Source organism: Janthinobacterium sp. CG_23.3, assembly GCF_046115965.1.
Taxonomy (GTDB): Bacteria; Pseudomonadota; Gammaproteobacteria; order Burkholderiales; family Burkholderiaceae_D; genus Janthinobacterium.
The window spans coordinates 15,615-28,024 of sequence record NZ_JBJXIB010000078.1 but is presented as its reverse complement, the minus strand read 5'-3'; the positions used below and the strand labels follow the sequence as shown (position 1 = coordinate 28,024).

General features: G+C 67.2%; 17 protein-coding genes. 12 read left to right on the top strand and 5 right to left on the bottom strand.

The genetic code is table 11. The annotated features are described in order from the left end of the window. The first annotated feature begins 100 nt into the window (after positions 1 to 100). The 6 genes from ACFDR9_RS17850 (at position 101) to ACFDR9_RS17825 (ending at position 4,629) form a co-directional block, all read left to right on the top strand. The gene (locus tag ACFDR9_RS17850; RefSeq protein WP_232429674.1) at positions 101 to 616 is read left to right on the top strand and encodes a hypothetical protein; all 516 of its coding nucleotides are present in this window, start codon (positions 101 to 103) and stop codon (positions 614 to 616) included. A 2-nt stretch (positions 617 to 618) separates the two neighbouring features. Beyond that, positions 619 to 1,311 (top strand): C39 family peptidase, encoded by a 693-nt coding sequence (locus ACFDR9_RS17845; protein WP_409031847.1) that lies wholly within the window; start codon positions 619 to 621, stop codon positions 1,309 to 1,311. Positions 1,312 to 1,323: 12 nt separating this feature from the next. Further along, positions 1,324 to 1,827 (top strand): hypothetical protein, encoded by a 504-nt coding sequence (locus tag ACFDR9_RS17840; RefSeq protein WP_409031846.1) that lies wholly within the window; start codon positions 1,324 to 1,326, stop codon positions 1,825 to 1,827. Between the two features lie 80 nt (positions 1,828 to 1,907). Continuing rightward, positions 1,908 to 3,263, top strand: coding sequence for an acetate kinase (locus tag ACFDR9_RS17835; RefSeq protein WP_409031845.1), 1,356 nt, complete (start codon positions 1,908 to 1,910; stop codon positions 3,261 to 3,263). Between the two features lie 27 nt (positions 3,264 to 3,290). Then, complete coding sequence (locus tag ACFDR9_RS17830; RefSeq protein ID WP_017875876.1) at positions 3,291 to 3,521, top strand: hypothetical protein; 231 nt, start codon at positions 3,291 to 3,293, stop codon at positions 3,519 to 3,521. A 127-nt stretch (positions 3,522 to 3,648) separates the two neighbouring features. Next, a complete protein-coding gene (locus ACFDR9_RS17825) occupies positions 3,649 to 4,629 on the top strand; it encodes an MBL fold metallo-hydrolase (protein WP_409031844.1) in 981 nt (326 codons plus the stop codon). An 81-nt stretch (positions 4,630 to 4,710) separates the two neighbouring features. Here the strand turns inward: ACFDR9_RS17825 and ACFDR9_RS17820 are convergent, their stop codons facing one another. Beyond that, positions 4,711 to 5,766 (bottom strand): alkene reductase, encoded by a 1,056-nt coding sequence (locus ACFDR9_RS17820; RefSeq protein ID WP_409031843.1) that lies wholly within the window; start codon positions 5,764 to 5,766, stop codon positions 4,711 to 4,713. Between the two features lie 45 nt (positions 5,767 to 5,811). Beyond that, positions 5,812 to 6,108 carry a helix-turn-helix transcriptional regulator gene (locus ACFDR9_RS17815; protein ID WP_017875873.1) on the bottom strand — a complete coding sequence of 99 codons (297 nt, stop codon included), beginning with the start codon at positions 6,106 to 6,108 and terminating at the stop codon, positions 5,812 to 5,814. Positions 6,109 to 6,163: 55 nt separating this feature from the next. Here ACFDR9_RS17815 and ACFDR9_RS17810 point away from each other — a divergent pair, with 55 nt between their 5' ends. Beyond that, a complete protein-coding gene (locus tag ACFDR9_RS17810; protein WP_409031842.1) occupies positions 6,164 to 6,469 on the top strand; it encodes a hypothetical protein in 306 nt (101 codons plus the stop codon). Between the two features lie 176 nt (positions 6,470 to 6,645). After that, the gene (gene sugE, locus ACFDR9_RS17805) at positions 6,646 to 6,966 is read left to right on the top strand and encodes a quaternary ammonium compound efflux SMR transporter SugE (RefSeq protein ID WP_026132689.1); all 321 of its coding nucleotides are present in this window, start codon (positions 6,646 to 6,648) and stop codon (positions 6,964 to 6,966) included. 160 nt (positions 6,967 to 7,126) lie between these two features. Here sugE and ACFDR9_RS17800 read toward each other — a convergent pair whose 3' ends face one another. Continuing rightward, entirely contained in the window at positions 7,127 to 7,897 is a 771-nt protein-coding gene (locus ACFDR9_RS17800; protein ID WP_409031841.1) for a substrate-binding periplasmic protein, read from the bottom strand. A 126-nt stretch (positions 7,898 to 8,023) separates the two neighbouring features. Here ACFDR9_RS17800 and ACFDR9_RS17795 point away from each other — a divergent pair, with 126 nt between their 5' ends. From ACFDR9_RS17795 to ACFDR9_RS17785, 3 genes are read left to right on the top strand one after another with little or no spacing between them, the layout of a single operon-like run. Beyond that, positions 8,024 to 8,614: a TetR/AcrR family transcriptional regulator gene (locus ACFDR9_RS17795; protein WP_017875870.1), complete on the top strand. Its 591-nt coding sequence runs from the start codon at positions 8,024 to 8,026 to the stop codon at positions 8,612 to 8,614. Next, entirely contained in the window at positions 8,611 to 8,964 is a 354-nt protein-coding gene (locus tag ACFDR9_RS17790; RefSeq protein ID WP_017875869.1) for a multidrug efflux SMR transporter, read from the top strand. Before ACFDR9_RS17795 ends, ACFDR9_RS17790 begins: the two co-directional genes overlap by 4 nt. Before the next feature lie 35 nt (positions 8,965 to 8,999). Continuing rightward, complete coding sequence (locus ACFDR9_RS17785; RefSeq protein ID WP_017875868.1) at positions 9,000 to 9,626, top strand: flavin reductase family protein; 627 nt, start codon at positions 9,000 to 9,002, stop codon at positions 9,624 to 9,626. 34 nt (positions 9,627 to 9,660) lie between these two features. On the opposite strand, the gene ACFDR9_RS17780 is transcribed toward ACFDR9_RS17785, so the two are convergent. Then, entirely contained in the window at positions 9,661 to 10,620 is a 960-nt protein-coding gene (locus tag ACFDR9_RS17780) for a succinylglutamate desuccinylase/aspartoacylase family protein (RefSeq protein WP_409031840.1), read from the bottom strand. A 159-nt stretch (positions 10,621 to 10,779) separates the two neighbouring features. Here ACFDR9_RS17780 and ACFDR9_RS17775 point away from each other — a divergent pair, with 159 nt between their 5' ends. After that, positions 10,780 to 11,901 (top strand): acyltransferase family protein, encoded by a 1,122-nt coding sequence (locus ACFDR9_RS17775; RefSeq protein WP_409031839.1) that lies wholly within the window; start codon positions 10,780 to 10,782, stop codon positions 11,899 to 11,901. Here ACFDR9_RS17775 and ACFDR9_RS17770 read toward each other — a convergent pair. Beyond that, positions 11,898 to 12,380, bottom strand: a complete 483-nt coding sequence (locus tag ACFDR9_RS17770) for a hypothetical protein (protein ID WP_409031838.1) — start codon at positions 12,378 to 12,380, stop codon at positions 11,898 to 11,900. The two genes, ACFDR9_RS17775 and ACFDR9_RS17770, sit on opposite strands and share 4 nt — an antisense overlap. Positions 12,381 to 12,410 lie beyond the last annotated feature (30 nt).

Below are 12,410 nucleotides of genomic sequence, written 5' to 3'. Positions count from 1 at the left end.
CAGTCACGGACGTCACCACACACTCCCCCCGCTCCCCCCCCCCCCCCCCCCCGCCCCCCCCCCCCCCCCCCCGGGTGGTGTAACAGGACAAGGAGGCAATATGGGATGGATACGATGCATGGGCGCCGGCGTGCTGGCGCTGGCGGCGGCGGTGCCGGCCCGGGGCGACGAACTCGCGTCGGCGTGGCTGGACGGCGCTGCCGAGCAGCCTGCCGCGCCAGCGGACTGGGGATGGACCCCGCCGGCGCTCGCCGACGGCAGAATGCGCAATTTAGCCGGGCCCATCGCCGAGCCGATGCCGGCGTCGGTGGCGGCGCTGATGGCGATCGCGCCGCCGCCCGTTCAAGTGCGCTTGGGCGGCGGTGCGGACGGCTTTAGCGTGGCGGTAGCGCTGGAGCAACTCGAGCAGTCGCGCGGCGGCGCCGACACCGTCAGCAACGAGGCCAGGCTGAGCGGCGTGGTCAGCGGCAACGCGGCCGTCAACGTCAGTACCGGCAACAACATCGTCAACGGCGCCGCGTTCAGCAACGCCGCCGGCATACCGGTGGTGATCCAGAATTCGGGGGCGAACGTGCTGATCCAGAACGCCACCGTCGTTAATTTGCAGCTGCGCTGACCATGGGCACGCTGTCGACAACCCTGCTGGCCGCGGCGCTGCTCGCCGACGGCGCCGCCGCCACGGCGATGGAGTTCGGTAGTCTGGGCGGGGCGCGTTTCCAGGTTCCGGTGACGAGCCTGAAGGAGGCGCGTTTCCACACCACGCTGCGCCAGCAATACGATTTCAGCTGCGGCTCGGCGGCTGTGGCGACCCTGCTCAGCCACCACTACGCCTACCCCGTCAGCGAACAATTTGTGTTTGAGCAAATGTACTTGCTCGGCGACCAGACGAAGATCAAGACAGAAGGCTTTTCTTTGCTCGACATCAAACGCTTTCTTGCGGCGCACGGCTTCGTCGCGGACGGCTTTCAATTACCGTTGCACAAGCTGCTTGACGCCGGTTTTCCCGCCATCGTGCTGTTGTCGGATCACGGCTACCACCATTTCGTTGTCGTCAAGGGCTTGAGCGAAAGCCGGGTGCTGGTGGGTGACCCGGCCGGGGGCACCCGGGCGATGGCCCGCGACAGCTTCGAGGCTATGTGGCGCAGCAAACTGTTGTTTGTCATACATGGCGTGCCGGCGCGCGCCGGGCCGGCGCGTTTCAACGCCGCGGCCGACTGGCGCGTGGCGCCGACGGCGCCGCTGGCCACGGCGGTCAACCGCAACGGCCTCGACACGGTGACGATCCCCAGGCACGGCCAGGGGGAATTTTAAGCGGGAGGTGGTATGCGAATGAATCAAGGGTGTATGCCGGCTTGCCTGCTGTGGCTGGCCGGCCTGGGCGCGCCGGCGCTGGCCGCCGGCGTCGCCGACGACTGGACCCCGGTGTCCGAGGCGGTGCTCGACGAGGCGCGCGGCGGTTACGACCTGGGCGGCGGCCTGGTGATGTCGCTCGGCATCGAGCGCATGGCCAGCGTCAACGGTACCGTCGTCTCCAGCAGCTCGTTCAGCATTGCCGACGTGTCCAGGCTGGGCCAGCGCGAGGCGGCGCTGGTCGGCGAGGCGGCCGCCGCGCTGAACCTGCTGCAAAACGGCGCCGGCAATACCTTTATTGCGGGGCCGATGACGCAGACGGCGGCCGGCACGGTGATACAGAACAGCCTGAACGACCAGGTGCTGCGCACCCATACCGTGATCAACACCAGCGTCAACAGCCTGGAGTTATTAAAAATGATCAATTTTGAAGACGGCCTGCGCAACGCGCTTAGCAACGCCATCGGCGCGCGCTGAGCGGCGCGGGCCGGTCCCGGTTGCGCCGGCGCTGGCCGGCGCTCGTAATTGGTTTTCGCACTCATTCTCGAGGAGAAATAATGCAACGAAAAAAAATGGTACGTTTTGGTGTCGCTGGCGTGTCGGCGCTGCTCCTGAGCGCGGCCGCGCACGGCCAGCAATTCAACGGTAGCCGCGCCGAACTGGTGGATCAGCTTGAAACGATGAAAAAACAGCTCGCCGAGCAAAAACAATTGCTCGAAACACTGCGCCATTCGGTCGGCGAGCAAAACCGCAGTATCGCCGAGCTGCGCCGCAGTGCCGGCGGCGTCGGCAGCGAGGTGTTGGCCGGCCAGCGCGGTACCGGACCGGGCGGTACCGGCGCCGACCCGGTTGCGCCCGGGCCGGCGGCGCCAAGCCAGGGGCAGGAGCCCGGGCAAGGACTGGGGCTGGCGCAAAACCCCGGCGCGGTCGGGCGCCCGCCGGTGCGCAGCGGCCGTCCGCCCGAGGTCGCGCCGCTGTTCGAGCAACCGGGCGTGCTCACGCCCAGGGGGAAATTTGTGCTGGAACCGTCGCTGCAGTTCGGTTATGCGTCGAGCAACCGGGTTGCGCTGGTCGGCTACACCGTCATCCCGGCGCTGCTGATCGGCCTGATCGACGTGCGCGAGGTCAAACGCAACACCTTCACGGCGGCGCTGACCGGGCGTGCCGGCATCAGCAACCGTGTCGAGGTGGAGGCCAAGCTGTCCTATGTGTACCGCTCCGACGCCACCGTCAGCCGGGAAATCTTTACCGGCACCGCCGTCGAACGGGTCTTCGACACCAGCGGCAAGGCCCTTGGCGACGTCGAACTGGCGGCGCGCTACCAACTCAACGACGGCGGCGCCGACAAACCGTATTACGTCGCCGGCCTGCGCTTCAAGTCGCGCACGGGGCGCGACCCGTTCGAGGTCGTCACCGACTGCCAGCAGCGCTGCATCGGCCTGAACGCCACCGGCACCGGGCTGCCGCTGGACCTGCCCACCGGCTCCGGGTTCTACTCGCTGCAGCCCAGCCTTACCTGGTTGTTCCCGTCCGACCCCGCGGTGTTTTTCGGCAGCGTCAGCTATCTGCACAACTTCAAGCGCAAGGACGTCAGCCGCAGGGTGCTGAACGGCGGCACCGAAGCGCTGGGCACGGTGGAACCGGGCGCGGTGCTGGGCCTTAACTTCGGCATCGGCCTGGCGCTGAATGAAAAAGCCTCGCTCAGCCTGGGTTACGACCACAACACGGTAGGGCGCACGCGCCAGAACGGCGCGGTCGTGCCCGGTTCGGTGCGCACGCAGCTGGGCACCCTGCTGGTCGGCTACTCCTACCGCCTGAGCGCCAACAAGTCATTGAATGTCGCGCTCGGCGCCGGCTTGACCCGGGACACCCCCGACGTGTCGCTGACGGTGCGCGTGCCGATGACCTTTTAACAGAGATAAACCTATGGAGTGTCAACCATGCACAGTTACAGCGAGCCGGACCCCTTTGTCGGCAGCAACGCCAGGACCGATGCCGCCACCGCCGAACTGGTCGAGCGCGGCGTCGAATTCAACAAGACGCTGGGCAAGACCGTCGCCACCGCGTATTTCAAGGAAAACCGCGTGCCAGAGCCGGTCATTCAACGCATCCTGAGCACGTCGCGCGCGCGCCGGGCCGCCAAAACCGGCGCGCCGGCGCCGCGCCATTGAGGCGCTGGCGGGCGCCGCCGCCGGCCCGGCTTCCTTGTCCCTTTCCACGCACAGCATGGCGGCGCCGCGTTGCCGCGCATTCAGCGATATAGTGTGGAATTGTCCAGTAATTTTGATAAGGAAAACAATGAACGAACCCCTGTACCGGTCGGCGCGCACCGCCGCCTTTCTTGCCGCCGCCGTGGCCACCACGGCCGCCTTGGCCGCGGCGCCGGCGTACGCCGCCGCGCCGATGGCCAAGACCTCGGCGCCCGGCTATTTCCGCATAATGCTGGGCGACTTCGAAGTCACCGCGCTCAGCGACGGTACCGTCGAACTGCCGGTCAACAAGTTGCTGACCCGTACCACGCCGGCGAAGGTCGACCAGGCGCTGGCGCAGGCGTTCCTGAGCAGCCCGCTGGAAACCTCGGTCAACGCCTATCTGGTCAACACCGGCAGCAAGCTGGTGCTCATCGACGGCGGCGCCGGCGGCCTGTTCGGCCCGACGCTGGGCAAGTTGCTGGCCAATTTGAAGGCGTCCGGCTACCAGCCCGAGCAAGTCGACGAAATCTACCTCACCCACATGCATCCCGACCATGTCGGCGGCTTGGCCGCCGGCGAACAACTGGCGTTTCCAAACGCCGTCGTGCGCGCCGACAAGCACGAGTCCGACTATTGGCTCAGCCCGGAGAATCTGTCCAAGGCCGGCGCCGATACCAAAAGCTACTTCGTCGGCGCGCAGGCGTCGGTCGGACCCTACGTCAAGGCCGGCAAGTACCAATCCTTCGAAGGCAATGTCGAGCTGGCTCCTGGCGTGCGCTCGTATGCCAGCAAGGGCCACACCGCCGGGCACACTAGTTACGTGGTTGAAAGCAAAGGCCGGAAGTTGCTGTTGATCGGCGACCTGATCCACGTGGGCGCGGTGCAGTTCGACCACCCCGAGGTCACCATCGCCTTCGACGGCGACGGCAAGGCCGCCGGGGCCGAGCGCAAGAAAGCCTTCGCCGACGCGGCCAAGGCGGGCTTTCTGCTGGGGGCCAGCCACCTGCCGTTCCCTGGCATGGGGCATGTGCGCGCGCAGGGCCAGGCCTACCGCTGGGTGCCGGTCAACTATACCCAGCTGCGCTGATCGGGGCGGTCAAGGCGCCGCCAGGCAGCGTAAAAAAGGCCGCATGACGCGGCCTTGTTAATACCTTACTGCGGCAGGCGCTTACGCCAGCGCCGGGTAGTCGGTGTAGCCCTCGGCGCTCGCATGATAAAACGTGGCCGGATTCGGCTGGTTCAACGGCGCGTCCGTTTCCAGCCGGCGCGGCAGGTCCGGATTGGCGATGAACAACTGGCCGAACGCCACCGCGTCCGCCTCGCCGGCCGCCAGCACCTGCTGGGCGGTGCGCTTGTCCATTTTTTCATTCGCGATGTAGACGCCGCCGAACTCCCTCTTCAGCAAGGGGCCGAGGCGGTTATCTCCTACCGCTTCGCGCGCGCAGATGAAGGCGATGCCGCGCTTGCCCAGCTCGCGCGCCACGTAGCCGAAGGTGGCCAGCGGGTCGGAGTCGCCCATGTCGTGCGCGTCGCGCCGGGGCGCCAGGTGCATGCCCACGCGCGCGGCGCCCCACACGTCGACGCAGGCGTCGGTCACTTCGAGCATCAGGCGCGCCCGATTTTCAATCGAGCCGCCGTAGGCGTCCTCGCGCCGGTTGGTGCTGTCCTGCAGGAACTGGTCGAGCAGGTAGCCGTTGGCGCCGTGCACCTCAACGCCGTCGAAACCGGCTTTCTTGGCGTTCTCCGCGCCCTTGCGGTAGGCCGCGACAATGCCCGGCAGCTCGTCCGTCGCCAGCGCGCGCGGGGTCACGTATTCGCGCTGCGGACGCACCAGGCTGACGTGGCCGCGCGGGCCGATCGCGCTGGGCGCCACCGGCAGGGCGCCGTCGAGGAAGACCGGATCGGAGACGCGGCCGACGTGCCACAGTTGCAGGAAAATGCGGCCGCCCTCGGCGTGCACCGCCTCTGTCACCAATTTCCAGCCTTCGACCTGTTCATCGGACCAGATGCCCGGCGTGTCGGCGTAGCCGACGCCCTGCGGCGTGACCGAGGTCGCTTCGCTCAGGATCAGGCCGGCGGAGGCGCGCTGGCGGTAATATTGCGCCATCAGCGCGTTGGGCACGCGGGCGCCGCCGGTGGCGCGGGAACGGGTCAGTGGCGCCATAATGATGCGGTTTCTTAATTGCAGGTCGCCGACGGTGATCGGATCGAATAAGTTTGCCATTGTGCTTCCTTGTGAGATGCGCCACGGTGGACGCTGTGAGACTGCTTATAGCCCGTTGTTCATGTGTTCGAGAAAGGCCTGGATGGTCTCCTCGTTGCGTTTGAAAAAACTCCATTGCCCGACCTTGCGCGATGTCACCAAGCCGGCCTTTTGCAAGGTCGCCAGATGCGCCGACACGGTCGATTGCGACAAACCGACGCGCTTGTCGAGCAGGCCGGCACACACACCGAACTCCAGCGGATGCTCCTGCTCGGCAAAATTCAGCTCCGGCTCCTTGAGCCATTGCAGGATGTTGCGCCGCACCGGATTGGCCAGGGCTTTGTGAATTGCATCGATTTCCATCTTGTACTCCGCTGTGTGACGGTCTTACTTCGTCGTTCGACGATGTGTATATCGGGTGTTTCGAATTTCAATATCGCCATATTACGATATAAATCAAAAGCCTGCTGGCGGGTGTAAAAAACGCGGGGAGGGCGGGGGGGGGGGGGGGGGGGGGGGGGGGGGGGGGGGGGGGGGGGGGGGGGGGGAGGGGGGGCGGGGTGGTTTGTGGGAATCCGAACACCACCACATAACAAAAAAAGCAAAAAGTTGGGGGGTGGGGAGGGAGGAGGGGGGAGGCCAGCCCCCCCCCCCCCCCCCCCCGTGGCTGGGCGGGCCGTCAGTCCAGGCGGTGCAATGCCAGCGCGAGGTATCGATGCCCTGATGAAAATAAGTGCGAGCGTGCCAATGATCGCCTACGGTGGGCGTTGGCAACAAGCCCCGGTGCCGGCGGCAATGTATTGCCAATGATATACTAGGGTTTCTTTTGCTCCTGTGGGGACGACCCCGCTTGATTCGGGAGCCGGGTAGGGACGACCTTGCCGCAACGGGGGGAATCCTATGACCTGGGGAATACTTTTTTTAGCCGGACTGTTGGAGATCGGCTGGGCCATCGGCCTGAAATACACTGTCGGTTTTACGCGACTGTGGCCGTCGGTGCTGACCGTCATCTCCATGGGGGGGAGCGTCGGCATGTTGGGGCTGGCGCTGCGCACCTTGCCTCTCGGCACGGCCTACGCGATCTGGACCGGCATCGGCACCGTCGGCACCGCCATCTTCGGCTTCATGGTGCTGGGCGAGCCGGCCGGTGCGATGCGCCTGGTGTGCATCGCCGCCATCATCGCTGGCATCGTCGGCCTGAAAATACTCTCGCCGCATTAACTGCAAGCGGGCCGATGCGCTGAAAAGTTTACGAGCGGGTATGCGCTAATACCCTTCCGACACGAAACGTTTCACGGTAACTTAGCGGTATCAGCGGGCTGACCCCGGCTCTTTGCCTGCGGTTTGCCGTGAGCGTTCCCGGCCCCTTTATATAGGAAGTTCAGCGGCCGTCCGCCCAGCGCTTGTAGATCCGCGCCATCTCGCCGTTCGCATGCAGCCGGTCAATCGCGCGCTCGACGATGGCCGCCGCCGCCGGATCGGCCTTCTTGCTGATCCAGAAATAGATCGGCTCTTCCTTCAGTACCCCTGGCAACATGCGCACCTTGCCGCGCACCTCGTCCGACTGCAGCAGCCAGCCCATGGTCAGCTCGTTCATGTAGAAAAAGCGGCCGTGGCCAGCGGCGACTTTCTTCAAGTTCACCATATTGTCGCCGGTGCTGTCGTCCACCGCCAACCCCATCACGCGCAGCTGCTCGGAGTAGCTGGCGCCGCGCGGCGTGGCGATCAGCGGCTTGAGCTTGATCAGCTCGTCGAAATTGCGCGGCGTGGCCGTCTCGGCGCTGGCTGCGGCCAGACGGTGCCGCACCGAATACAGCGGCTGGCCGACGATGCGCGCGATCTGCTGGCGCCGCGGCGTGTCGAGCAGCGCGCAGGCGGCACCGACGGCGCCGCTGCTGAGCGATTGCTCGATGACCGGCAGCGAGCGGTAGTCGGCGTAGCCCGAGAAGCGCACGCGCGGCTCGATCTTTTCAATCGCCGCCAGGATGTCGGGACACAGGCCGTCCATGCGCCCGCCGCGTATCACCCATTTCGGCGGAATGCTTTCCTGCGCCAGCACGCGCAACTGTATCGGTCCTTGCTCGGCGGCGGCCGGGCAGGGCTGGACCACCAGCGCCGCCGACCCCAACATTAGTTTCCCCAAGTTATTCATGTTGTCTCCTGAGAACGAATTGTAGCCCTCGCGGGCGTGTCGCGCCAGTCGCCAATGGGGGGGGGGCGGCAACGGTCCCCGGCAAACACCGCTTTGAAACAATCCGTCTGTATGGTATCTTTACGCATGACCGACGCCCACCGCCGCAAAAAACAACCCGACCTGTTGCGCCAGCAGTTGCTGCGGGCCGCCGCCCACCTGGCGCTTGAACACGGCGCCCAGGGCGTCAGCATGGACGGCGTCGCGGCGCTGGCCGGCGTCAGCAAAGGCGGCCTGCAACACCATTTCCGCAGTAAACAGGCCTTGCTGGACGCGCTGTTCGAGCAGTCCCAGCAACATGTGCAAGAGGTCATGGCCGCCGAGATGGCCGCCGAGGCCGACGCTGGCGCGTCGGCATACGGCCGCGTCACCCGCGCCTACCTGCGCGCCACGGCGCACATGGCGGACCACGACGGACAGTCGTCGTGGCGGGCGCTGACGATCCTCATGCTGGCCGACCCGGCGCTGCGGGCGCGTTGGAGCAGCGCCATCCAGGAAGCGCTACCGGAGGAACGGGCCGACAGCGAGCAGGAACGCGCGACGCTGCTGCTGTGCCGGCTCGCCGCCGACGGCTTGTGGCTCAACGACGTGCTGGGCTGCCACGCCATCGCCGCGGCGCGCCGCGCCGAACTCCTGCGACAACTTGAACGCATGACCCATAGAAAGGACGCGGTATGACCCCCACCTTGACCCCCACCCTGAGCTACCTCTACCTGGCCATCGCCATCGTCGGTGAAATCATCGCCACCAGCGCGCTCAAGGCAAGCGACGGCTTCAGCCGCCTGCTGCCAAGTGTGCTTACCATTGTCGGTTACGCGGTGGCGTTCTGGTGCCTCTCGTTGACGATACGCGTGTTGCCGGTCGGCATGGTGTACGCGATCTGGTCCGGCGCCGGCATCGTTCTGATCTCGGCGGTGGGCTGGATCTGGTTCAAGCAGGCGCTCGACCTGCCGACCATGCTCGGGATGGGCCTGATCATCGCCGGCGTCGTCGTCATCAACCTGTTCTCGCCATCCGCCGGGCACTGAGACCACCGCCATTTTTCCAGCACCAGGGAGCCAGCGTGACAGACGATTCACATTTCTACGAACCGGCCAAGGGCCACGGCCTACCGCACGACCCGTTCAACGCCATCGTCGGGCCGCGGCCGATCGGCTGGATCTCCTCGCGCGCGGCGGACGGCGTGCTCAACCTGGCGCCGTACAGCTTCTTCAACGCCTTCAACTACACGCCGCCCATTGTCGGATTCTGCAGCCTGGGCCGCAAGGACAGCCTGCGCAACGTCGAACAGAGCGGCGAATTCGTCTGGAACCTGGCGACCCGGCCGCTGGCCGAGGCGATGAACCTCAGCAGCGCGCCGGCGCCGGCCGACGTCGACGAATTCGCGCTGGCCGGCCTGACCCCGGCCGCCAGCCGCATCGTCCAGGCGCCGCGGGTGGCGCACAGCCCGGTGTCGTTCGAATGCCGCTGCAGCCAGATCGTGCGCCTGAAAGACGCCGCCGGCGCCGAACTGGGCGCCTGGCTGGTGCTGGGCGAGGTGGTCGGCGTCCACATCGACCGCGCGCTGCTCAGGGACGGCGTCTACGACACCGCGAACGCCGGCCACATCCTGCGCGGCGGCGGCCCGGCCGACTATTTCGAAGTGCTGCCGGAGTCGCTGTTCAGGATGACGCGGCCGCCGTATCCCTGAGGCGGCGCGCCGCAATCGACCCGCGCCGGCGCGGCTAAAACGCCGGATTGGCGCGGGCGAAGTAAAACCACTCGGCGCCGGGCGCCGCTGCGCCGTCGGGAAACAGCATGATGCCGTCGGCCTCGGCCAGCACGGGCGCGCCGTCGGCGCGCCGGCCGATCGGCTCGCCCCGGCGCAGCCGGTCGAAGCTGCGCCAGTCGCGGCAAAACGCATCGGCGGCGTCAACCTTGTCGTACACCGCGACGATGCTCAGCGCCTCCAACGCGGCGGCGCCGACCGGCTCCGGCGCGGGCGCCTCGATCAGGCCGAGGAAGGCGAGGGCGTTGACGATCGCCCGGTAAGCCACCTGCGGCGCGGCCGGATCGGCGTGCTGGCCGCACTCCAGCGTGATCGCGTAGCCGCCGCTCGACCGCATGTACTCGGTGGTGCCGACGCCGTAGCGCAGCGCCAGCGCGACGTCGACGCCGGCGCCCGAACGGCGCCGCACGCCCATGGCGTAGGTGGCCAGCCAGCCGTCGACGAAGCGGCGCACGCCGAGCCGGCGCGCCAGCGCGCGTTCGGCGGCCTGCTGCGCGAACGGCTCCAGCGGCCCGCCGTTGTCGCGCGGCCCGACCAGCGCGAACGCCTCGCCGGGCGCCTGGAACGAATGCAAATCGAGCAGCACGTCATGCCGCGCCAGCAAAGGGCACAGCCAGTTGGCGACGCGGTCCTCGAAATCGGCCGGCGCGTCGTGGGGGAAGAGATGGCGGTTCAGATTGCGTTCGCCGGCGCGCTCGCCCCTGGCGTACGCCAAGGGATTGGCGACCGGTACCAGGGTCAGGCTGCCGGCGGCGACGCGCAGCGCGCCGCCGTCGAGCTGCGCCATCAGCCGGCCGATGGCCCGGGTGCCGCAAGTCTCGTTGCCGTGCACGGCGCCGAGAACGATCAGGCGCGGCCCGGCGCGCTGGCCGGTATAGTTAAACGACGTAAAATGCGCTGGGCTGCTCGCCGGCATACTGGTCTGGCTCCGAAACGATGGGGGACAAGGTCACGCCCCATTCTAGCGGGATTGCGCCCGGCGCATGAAAAATCTGGCCAAGGCCGCGCCGTCGTGGCATCATCGGCCTGCGTCGAGCGGGCGCCCGGTCCCGCTGGCGCCAACGCCCCGTTCAACATGACACCTGCCACCGGCACCGCCCGCAACCACGGCCTCGACACGCTGCGCGCGCTGGCCATCGTCCTGGTCTTCATGAACCACTACCTGCTGTTCGTCAGCGACGGCGGCGCCTTCGGCTTCCTCGGCGAGGCCGGCTGGATCGGCGTCGACCTGTTCTTCGGCCTGAGCGGCTACCTGATCGGCAACCAGATCGTCGCCGCGCTGCGCAGCGGCCGGCCCTTCTCGCTGAAAAACTTCTACGCGCGGCGCCTGCTGCGCACCCTGCCCAACTTCTACGTCGTGCTGGCGTTGTACGCCTGCTGGCCGGCGTGGCGCGGCAACGCCGCCATGCTGCCGCTGTGGAAATACCTGAGCTTCACCCAGAACATCAACCTGACCCCCGGCACCGTGTTCTCGCACGCCTGGTCGCTCTGCGTCGAGGAACAGTTCTACCTGCTGCTGCCGGCGCTGGCGCTGCTGATCGCCGCGCGGCGCCGCTCGCTGGCGTGGGCCTGGGGCGCGCTCGCGGCCGGCATCGCCGCCGGCATGCTGCTGCGCGCCTCCATCTGGGACGACTATGTCGGCCACGCGCGCGGCGGCCTGGCCTACTACAAATACATCTACTACTCGTCGCTGTGCCGCTGCGACGAACTGCTGGCCGGCGTCGCGCTGGCGCTGCTCAAAAACCACCATCCGCGGGTGTGGGCGCGCGCCACCGCGCACGGCAACCGCAGCCTGCTGGCGGGGCTGGCCGGCGCCGCGCTGAGCATCTACCTGTTCCTCGGCGACCGCTACGGTTACGCCGTCAGCGTGTTCGGCTACCCGCTGCTGGCGGCCAGCGTCGCGCTGCTGATCCTCTCCGCGCTCAGCCCGGCCTCGCTGCTGCGGCGCACCCGCGTGCCCGGCGCGGCCAGCCTGGCGCTGTGGTCGTACGCGCTCTACCTGACGCACAAACAACTGTGCATCCTGCTCAAACCGGTATACATGGCATGGGGCATGGGGCCGGACACGGCGCCGGCCATGCTGGCGATGGCCGCGGCCAGCGTCGCCGCCGGCTGGCTGCTATACCGGCTGGTCGAAACGCCGTTCATGCGGCTGCGCCAGCGCCACGTGCCGAGCAACTTCGCCGGGCCGGCCTAGCGCGGCGCGGCAATCGCCGGCAGCGACTCGATCACATCGAAGGGCGACTGCATCTGCGCCAGGAACGCCAGCAGGCTGCGCACCCGCTCGCCGGCCTCGTCGTGCCGCGTGCCGTGGATGGCGGCGCGCAGGCCGGGCAGCGCCTCCTGCGTATGCGCGCTGCGGAAGGCGGCGATCAGCAACAGCGCCAACTCGCCGGCGTTGCCGTTGCGGCGCGTGCGCTCATCGAGTACGCCAAACAAGGCGCGCTGCATGCGCGGGGTCGGATTGACGATATACGCGAACACCGTGGGCGTATTCGAAATGGCCGCGCACAGGCGGCGCTCCACCTCATCGGGCTTGACGTCGGAGGCGATATCAAAATAAGCGGCGTTCCAGCGCGTGCGCGCATACGGATGACCGGGCGGAAACGAGTCGGCGGTATCGAAACCGCAGACCCGGCTCAAATACTTGAGCCATGCAATAAAAGTAGAAGCCATGCAGCGATTCTAGCCGCAAACGCCGAAGCG

Bases quoted from the DNA above. Each gene is read 5' to 3' on its own strand.
- ACFDR9_RS17850 (WP_232429674.1), top strand. From the start codon at position 101: ATGGGATGGATACGATGCATGGGCGCCGGCGTGCTGGCGCTGGCGGCG.
- ACFDR9_RS17845 (WP_409031847.1), top strand. From the start codon at position 619: ATGGGCACGCTGTCGACAACCCTGCTGGCCGCGGCGCTGCTCGCCGAC.
- ACFDR9_RS17840 (WP_409031846.1), top strand. From the start codon at position 1,324: ATGCGAATGAATCAAGGGTGTATGCCGGCTTGCCTGCTGTGGCTGGCC.
- ACFDR9_RS17835 (WP_409031845.1), top strand. From the start codon at position 1,908: ATGCAACGAAAAAAAATGGTACGTTTTGGTGTCGCTGGCGTGTCGGCG.
- ACFDR9_RS17830 (WP_017875876.1), top strand. From the start codon at position 3,291: ATGCACAGTTACAGCGAGCCGGACCCCTTTGTCGGCAGCAACGCCAGG.
- ACFDR9_RS17825 (WP_409031844.1), top strand. From the start codon at position 3,649: ATGAACGAACCCCTGTACCGGTCGGCGCGCACCGCCGCCTTTCTTGCC.
- ACFDR9_RS17820 (WP_409031843.1), bottom strand. From the start codon at position 5,766: ATGGCAAACTTATTCGATCCGATCACCGTCGGCGACCTGCAATTAAGA.
- ACFDR9_RS17815 (WP_017875873.1), bottom strand. From the start codon at position 6,108: ATGGAAATCGATGCAATTCACAAAGCCCTGGCCAATCCGGTGCGGCGC.
- sugE (WP_026132689.1), top strand. From the start codon at position 6,646: ATGACCTGGGGAATACTTTTTTTAGCCGGACTGTTGGAGATCGGCTGG.
- ACFDR9_RS17800 (WP_409031841.1), bottom strand. From the start codon at position 7,897: ATGAATAACTTGGGGAAACTAATGTTGGGGTCGGCGGCGCTGGTGGTC.
- ACFDR9_RS17795 (WP_017875870.1), top strand. From the start codon at position 8,024: ATGACCGACGCCCACCGCCGCAAAAAACAACCCGACCTGTTGCGCCAG.
- ACFDR9_RS17790 (WP_017875869.1), top strand. From the start codon at position 8,611: ATGACCCCCACCTTGACCCCCACCCTGAGCTACCTCTACCTGGCCATC.
- ACFDR9_RS17780 (WP_409031840.1), bottom strand. From the start codon at position 10,620: ATGCCGGCGAGCAGCCCAGCGCATTTTACGTCGTTTAACTATACCGGC.
- ACFDR9_RS17775 (WP_409031839.1), top strand. From the start codon at position 10,780: ATGACACCTGCCACCGGCACCGCCCGCAACCACGGCCTCGACACGCTG.
- ACFDR9_RS17770 (WP_409031838.1), bottom strand. From the start codon at position 12,380: ATGGCTTCTACTTTTATTGCATGGCTCAAGTATTTGAGCCGGGTCTGC.